Origin of the sequence: Rhizobium croatiense (assembly GCF_019793465.1) — a bacterium.
GTDB classification, from domain to species: Bacteria; Pseudomonadota; Alphaproteobacteria; order Rhizobiales; family Rhizobiaceae; genus Rhizobium; species Rhizobium croatiense.
Genome location: NZ_JAILYJ010000111.1, coordinates 1 through 255, shown reverse-complemented (window position 1 = coordinate 255; position 255 = coordinate 1). Strand labels below are relative to the sequence as shown.

Here is a 255-nt window from a genome sequence, read left to right as displayed (position 1 = left end):
ACTTGATGTTCGATTTGACGTCGCATTCGGAAAGGGCCTTCGGCTCATCGCCAGGCTCGTCGCCGCTCGTTGCGACGCTGAGGTGCTTCTTGCGGCGCTTCGCCGCCTTGTCTGGATATTGCGCTAATACTTCCGCAATGAGCTGTTCATGCAAAACGCTGTCATTCTCGTAATCAAGGCTCATGGGCCCCTGCCCCCTTTCAAGGTTCGGGTTAGGTCGTCGTCGCCGAAGCGGCTTTCTTGGAAGGACGCGCT

At 57.3% G+C, this 255-nt stretch carries 1 protein-coding gene; it reads right to left on the bottom strand.

Translation table 11 applies throughout. From position 1 onward, the window contains the following. Positions 1 to 184, bottom strand: a 184-nt coding sequence (locus K6M89_RS30800; RefSeq protein WP_222135293.1) for a hypothetical protein, incomplete at its 3' end; no start/stop codon positions are given. Positions 185 to 255 lie beyond the last annotated feature (71 nt).